The organism is Vibrio sp. 1S139, assembly GCF_041439475.1.
Taxonomy (GTDB): Bacteria; Pseudomonadota; Gammaproteobacteria; order Enterobacterales; family Vibrionaceae; genus Vibrio; species Vibrio crassostreae_C.
Genome location: NZ_JBGOOD010000009.1, coordinates 90902 through 98281 on the forward strand (window position 1 = coordinate 90902; position 7380 = coordinate 98281).

Below are 7380 nucleotides of genomic sequence, written 5' to 3' on the forward strand. Positions count from 1 at the left end.
ATTATTGAGTGACCGAGGTTGTAGTTTCGTACGGCGTAAGCAAAAAACCACCTAATTTCAAGTCACTCACGTCATTACTTACCGGCTTTTTCTCGAACGTCAGTCAGCTTAGAAGCGATACGATTAACGCCTTCGTGAGCAAATATTTCGTCCAAGTTCATTGATAGTTTACGACGCCAGTTAGGGTATTCATCAACCGTGCCAGGAATGTTTACTGGCTTGTCCATCTCTAGCCAATCTTCTAGCTGAACGCTCAGTAGTGTTGAACCACCAGCCGCTACGTGCAGTTGAAGTGCCTCAGCAAGGTAAGAGTCCATCGGTACTTGGCTCGCATCGCGGCCCACACCTTCTGGTAGGAAACCATGCCATGCTACTGAATCTAAGATACCTTGCTTGCACTCCAGACGGTCGTCGAACAAGGTTTCTAGCTGTTCTGCATCTGGGTATAAACCAATCTCTTGACCCATTTTCAAGTCATCACAATGCCAGAAGCCGCGAAGCGTTGGCATATCATGAGTACAAAGTGCCGCCATCGATTGTGATGCGTAGTGTTTTGGTGAGATGAAACCACCGTCATCTTCTGATGTTTCGAAGAAGAACACTTTGTAAGAGTGCACGCCAGCATCTGCAAGGATGTCGACAATCTCATCCGGTACCGTTCCTAAATCTTCACCGATAACGCTACATTGGTAACGGTGAGATTCAAGCGCCAGAATAGACAGCATATCTTGTACTGGGTAGTAGATGTACGCGCCCTTAGTTGCGTTCTCACCCTTTGGAATCCACCACAAGCGCAGTAGACCTAAAACGTGGTCGATACGCAGTGCACCACAGTGCTTCATGTTCGCACGAAGTAGCTTGATGTAAGCGTCGTAGCTTGTTTCTTGAAGCACTTCTGGGTTTAACGGAGGTAGACCCCAGTTCTGACCCAAAGGACCAAGAATATCAGGTGGAGCACCAATGCTCGCATCCATCACTAGGTTGCCTTCGTCAGCCCAAGTCTCGCTGCCTGAATCTGCAACACCTACCGCTAAGTCACGGTACAGGCCAACAGCCATGCCCTTCTCTTCTGCAAGAGACTGTGCATCGTTGATCTGGCAATCTGCTAGCCATTGCAGGTACATGTAAAGATGAACATTCTCTAGGTTCTCTTTAATGTATTTCTGTGTCGCTGGGCTTTCGAATGTGCGGTATTTCTCAGGGAATACAGGCCAGCCCCACATACCTGAATCTTCAGCATGTAACTCACCGTGCAGAGCATCAAACGCCGCTTGATGCATCAGGCTTTCACCGCCCTCTTCAACAAACGCTAAGAACGCTTGTGCACGATCGCTGTTCTTGTCTAGATGACGAGTCTTAAATTCTGCGAATAACAGAGGCAGGATTCTCATCTTAAGCTCAGACACTTCGGTGTAGTTTACCCAGTGCGCTTCACGAGCTTTTTGTAAACGCTGTTGGAATTCAGCGCTGCCTACCGTTTGTTGTGCTTCAGCACTTAATGCGAATTCAGGTACTGAGCTCACATCAATGTATAAGATGTTCAACCAACGACGTGACGACGGGCTGTATGGGCTCGCGCCTTCTGGGTTCGCTGGGAACAATGAGTGAATTGGGTTTAGGCCAACAAAATCACCACCACGAGAAGCGATATCAGCAACAAGCTGTTTAAGGTCGCCAAAATCACCAATACCCCAGTTGTGCTGAGTTCTTAGTGTGTAAAGTTGAACACTTGGTCCCCAAAGCTTTTTGCCTTGCTCGATTGGTGATTGCTTGAAACACGCTTTTGGCGTAATTATCAATGTCATCTCGTAAGGCTTCTTACGGCGCTTACGACTCACAATCAGCTTGTGATAACCCCATGCCAAATCACTTGGCAATGCAAACACTAAAGGGCCACCCTCGGCACGCTCGTCACGAATGACTTGAGATTGAAGATAGCCTTCAAGTAACTCTCCTTGCTCGGTTTCTAAGCGCCAGCTGAACTCACTTTCACGAGCACTTACACCTAGATTAAGCGCCACTTCTACTGGCTCACCGTCACGCAAGACAAGAACTGGGTCTAGTACATCTTTTTTGTGTTTTCTTTCTGCTGACTTAAGCAGTGCATCATCGCTGCTTGTATCGTAGCCCAACGAAGCCAATAGAGACGTGATCGTCTCGTCTGATACTTGTGCTTCATCGCCCCACGCACTAACGTAACTGTCGGCAATGTTTGCCATTTCTGCGACTTGTTTTAATACGGTCTGTTCTTTCATCGCTCTCTCCGAAAACGTTCTGACGCTTTCTATTTTGTAGGGTTGTTAATTTAATTTTTACTATTCAATTAGCTTGTGACAATCGGTTTGTAAGCAGCTTGTTTATAAACGAAACCTTTAAGCCTTTCGTTTGCTCACAAGCTAATTGAGCCAAGGCAGAAACTGCCTTGGCTACTTTGGAAGTATTAACGGTTAACCGCTTCAAGTTTCCAGATGTTGTTCACGTAGTCGCGGATAGAGCGGTCTGATGTGAACTTACCAACCAATGCTGTGTTAAGAATTGCTTTCTTAGCCCAACCTGCTTGGTCTTTGTATTGCGTGCCCATGTCTTCGTGCGCTTTCACGTAAGACGCGAAGTCAGCAAGACATAGGTAAGGGTCACCACCGTCTAGCAAGCTATCAAACGTTGCACGTAGAAGGCCTGGTTGACCTGGAGTGAACTCATCGCCAGTCAATAGGTCTAGAGATGCTTTCAGTAGTGGGTCTGCATTGTAGTAGTCGTATGGGTTGTAGCCCTGAGCTTTCAGTGCTTGAACACCATCAACGTCTAGGCCGAAGATGTAGATGTTTTCATCACCCACTTCTTCACGAATCTCAACGTTTGCACCATCCATCGTACCGATAGTTAGCGCGCCGTTTAGAGCCATCTTCATGTTGCCCGTACCAGATGCTTCTTTACCCGCTAGTGAGATTTGCTGAGAAACGTCTGCTGCAGGGATGATGATTTCAGCCATGCTTACACGGTAGTCAGGAATGAATACCACTTTCAGTTTGTTACCGATGCGAGGGTCGTTGTTGATCTTCTCTGCAATCTTGTTAACCGCGAAGATGATCTCTTTCGCTAGGTGGTAACCCGGTGCTGCTTTCGCTGCGAAGAAACATACGCGTGGCTCACACTCGAAACCAGGTTCGTTAAGAATACGGTGGTACAGAGATAGAATGTGTAGCAAATCTAGGTGCTGACGCTTGTATTCGTGAAGACGTTTGATTTGAACGTCAAAGATAGCGTTAGTATCTAGCTCGATACCCATGTTCTCTTGAACCCAATCAGCAAGGCGCTGTTTGTTTTCTTTCTTAACAGCCATGAATTCTTTTTGGAATTTCGCGTCTGTTGCAAACTTAGCGATGCCTTCTAGCTGCTCAAGTTTTGCTGGCCACTCAGTGCCGATCTTGCCAGTAATTAGCGTAGATAGGCCTGGGTTACAGAACTTCAACCAACGACGTGGCGTGATGCCGTTCGTTACGTTAGTCAGTTTGCCTGGGAAGATTTCGTTGAACTCTGGGAACAAGTCTTTCTTAACCAGTTGAGAGTGAAGCGCAGCTACACCGTTTACTTTGTAAGAGCCAATCACACATAGGTTTGCCATACGAACCATGCGGTGGAAACCTTCTTGGATGATAGAAAGCTTCGCTTGCTTCTCACCGTCACCAGGCCACATCTTGCGAACTTCTTGCATGAAGCGGTGGTTGATTTCAAAAATGATTTCCATGTGACGTGGAAGAAGACGTTTGATCAAAGATTCAGACCAAGTCTCTAATGCTTCTGGAAGTAGTGTGTGGTTCGTGTATGCGAACGTATGAGCACTGATTTCCCAAGCTTGGTCCCAAGTTAAACCTTTTTCATCGATCAGGATGCGCATCAATTCAGGGATAGCGATCGTTGGGTGCGTATCGTTCAGTTGAATCGTTTCTTGCTTAGGCAGATCTTCTAGAGAGAAACCTGCTGCTTCGTGACGACGTAGAATATCGCGAACAGACGCTGCTGAGTGGAAGTACTGCTGCATTAGACGCAGTGTCTTACCTTTCTCGTGGTTGTCGTTCGGGTAAAGTACTTTAGTGATGTTACCTGCATCGATTAGCGAGTGTTGCGCTTCAAAGTAGTCACCGTTGTTAAAGCTTGCTAGTGAGAATGGTGCGATTGCCTGACATTCCCAAAGGCGCAATGGGTAAACCGTGTTTGACTCGTAACCTACGATAGGTAGATCCCAAGGCATTGCTTTCACTTCCATACCCGGAACCCAAGTACGAACTTCTTTGCCGTCGATGTATTCAACTTCTACATGACCGTAAAAACCAATGTGTTGTGCTAGTTCTGGACGAGCCACTTCCCATGGGTAACCTTCAACACCACGCCATGCGTCAGGAGCTTCTTGTTGACGACCGTCTTGGAAAGACTGTTTGAATAGACCGTATTCGTAGTGAAGACCGTAGCCCACTGTTGGATATTCTTGAGCGGCACAAGAATCCATGAAACAAGCGGCTAGACGACCAAGACCACCATTACCTAGTGATGGGTCGCGTTCTTCTTCTAGAAGATCAGTTAGGTTTTGACCTAGCTCTTCCATTGCATGAGTGATCTGTTCATACAGACCCATGCTGATCAGGTTATTACCTGTTAAACGACCAATCAAAAACTCTAATGAAAGGTAGTTAACGCTTTTCGCGTTCTTAATTTTTTCATCGTTTTCAGTTTCTAACAGATCAAATGTTGTGAGTTCTGCTAGCGCACGCCCCATTGCTAGGTACCATGCGCGGCTATCTGCGTTTTCAATCGTTGTTGCGTAGGTTGCAGATAAATGCTTCTTAACGCTTTCTTGGAACGACACTTTATCGAAAGTTTTTTGCTGAGTTGGTTTCATTTCAGAAATCTCGCTTTTAATAGTTCTAATTCATCTGTGACATATCGTGCATGGTCACCATTAACTAAACATCCTCCCGCTAACGCAACAAACTAGGAGTAGATGGTAGGGCGTAGGGGGCGTACCGACATAGGGTTAGTGATCTGACTCTCATGTTCTGACTTCGAACAAAAACTTGAAGTGACTAAGATCACAAGCTCCCGTTCGATAACTTACCTTCAATTGATGTGACTTTTATTTAACCGGATTAAAGTCATTATCAAATTTGATATTCAGATCACGAAAATAATTTCGTCCTCTCATCTTTTGCATAGATTCACGTGTTGGAATGAAGGAAGTCACATTCACAAACCAACCCGCAACGTGAGCAAAGTCTCAAATAAAGGGCGTAGAAGCCTAAAAACATGCAGGAGTGCAAGGTTTCTGAGGAGGATCATAGTCGGTGCCGTTTTGCTTCACGTAATATGATTGAAGACTTAAGTAATTAGGCTGATGTCATTCGATTACACTCAACGATAGATTGAGGTAATCCAGAACATAAGCCACGGAATAGGTGAAAAACTTCGACATGTGGATCCCTTCGAAACTGACTCGTCCCGGCCGCTTACATAATGCAATCCTACGACCTAGGGTTCTCGATCTGCTTCACAATGCAGGTTGCTATAAGCTTGTGTTGTTCCGCTCTCCAGCGGGCTACGGCAAAACCACCATGGCTGCACAATGGTTGGTAGATAAACCTAATGTGGGTTGGTACAGCATTGATGATAGCGACAACGATGCCTTTCGCTTTATCAACTACCTAATGCAATCACTCAACAAAGCGACTCAAAATGCCTGCCCTAATGCCCAAAAGCTGGCAGAAAAACGACAGTTTTCATCGTTGCATTCTTTGTTAAGTGAAGTGTTTGCTGAGATGTCTGAATTCCACCAAGAATGTTTTCTTGTGTTGGATGACTATCACTTAGTTAATAACGATGACATTCACGAGGCGATGCGCTTTTTCCTCAAGCATATGCCTGACAACCTGACGCTTATTGTGACTAGCCGTGGCACTCCACCACTTGGCACGGCAAACCTTCGCGTTCGTGATTTGATGATTGAGATTGGCAACGATTCGCTGGCTTTCGATACTGAAGAGACAACGCGCTTCTTCAACCAACGTGTCGCCGATGGCGTAGATGACACCACCGCTGGCAGTATCTGTACTTATGTTGAGGGGTGGCCTTCGGCGTTACAGCTTATTGCCCTTCAAGCTCAACATCAAAAACGCACGCTGGCTCAATCGGCAGAGTCTTTCTCTCACTTTAACCATGCCCACCTTTGGGATTACTTGGTTGAAGAAGTATTCGATCTACTGGATAAAGAAACCCGACAGTTCTTGATGCAGTGTTCAGTACTTGATCATTTCAATGACGAATTAGTCTGCGCGCTTACACAGCGTGAAGACGCACTGGGTATGATCGAATCACTCAATCGATTTGGCTTGTTCATCTACCCGCTTGAAGGCGAGAAGAACTGGTACCGATTCCACAATCTATTCGGCGAATTTCTTGCCCACGAGCGCCAAGCTCGAATTCCACAGCAAGAAGCTGAGTTGCACCGAAGTGCCGCGAAAGCGTGGATCAAACAGAAAACGCCTCATCAAGCACTGCGACATGCACAACGAGCTGAAGATCCAGAGCTGATCATTCAAATTTTGACGGAACACGGTTGGCCGATGTTCAACCAGGGCGAACTTTCATCTCTAGAGATGGCGATCAAGCAACTGACTACGGATCAACTATACAGTGAGCCGAAGCTATCAATGCTGCGCGCTTGGCTGGCACAAAGTCAGCACCGGTATGATCAAGTGGGGACTTTGTTGGAAGAGGCTGAGACTCAATATCAAGCTCGAAACATTGAACTTGATACTCAGCAGCAAGGCCAATACAACGCCTTGCGCGCCCAAGTTGCCATCAACAGCAATGAGCCTGAGAAAGCATTGGAATTGGCTGAGCTTTCGTTAAGCCAGCTTAACACAACCGTTTATCGTAGCCGCATTGTTGCGACCTCTGTTGTCGGTGAAGTAAACCACGTAATGGGCAACCTGAGCCGTGCTTTGCCTATGATGCAGCAAACTGAAAAGCTTGCACGTCAGTATCAAGTTTACCATCAAGCTCTGTGGGCGATTCTGCAACAGAGCGAAATCCTGATTGCTCAAGGTTATGTTCAAGCTGCGTTTGAGCTACAAGACAGCGCATTCAAATTGATCGAAGAGCATCAGCTTCAATACGTGCCTCTGCATGAATTTTTGCTCCGTGTTAGAGCTCAGATCTTCTGGTGCTGGAACCGACTAGATGAAGCGGAAGAGTGTTGCTACAAGGGCTTAGATATCCTTGGTCACCACTCACCAAGTAAACACCTGCACAGTTACTCAATGCTGGCTCGTATTTCATTGAGCCGTGGTGAGATTGATAAAGCGTCGAAATTTATCGACCAGATTCAGC

At 46.3% G+C, this 7380-nt stretch carries 3 protein-coding genes; 1 reads left to right on the forward strand and 2 read right to left on the reverse strand.

The genetic code is table 11. The annotated features are described in order from the left end of the window. Positions 1–74: 74 nt before the first annotated feature. A complete protein-coding gene (gene malQ / locus ACED46_RS05395) occupies positions 75–2255 on the reverse strand; it encodes a 4-alpha-glucanotransferase (RefSeq protein ID WP_371721029.1) in 2181 nt (726 codons plus the stop codon). Between the two features lie 185 nt (positions 2256–2440). Further along, positions 2441–4894, reverse strand: coding sequence for a glycogen/starch/alpha-glucan phosphorylase (locus tag ACED46_RS05400; protein WP_371721030.1), 2454 nt, complete (start codon positions 4892–4894; stop codon positions 2441–2443). A gap of 568 nt (positions 4895–5462) precedes the next feature. On the opposite strand from ACED46_RS05400, the gene malT reads away from it, so the two are divergent. Further along, on the forward strand, positions 5463–7380 hold a 1918-nt coding region (gene malT / locus ACED46_RS05405), incomplete at its 3' end, for an HTH-type transcriptional regulator MalT (protein ID WP_371721034.1).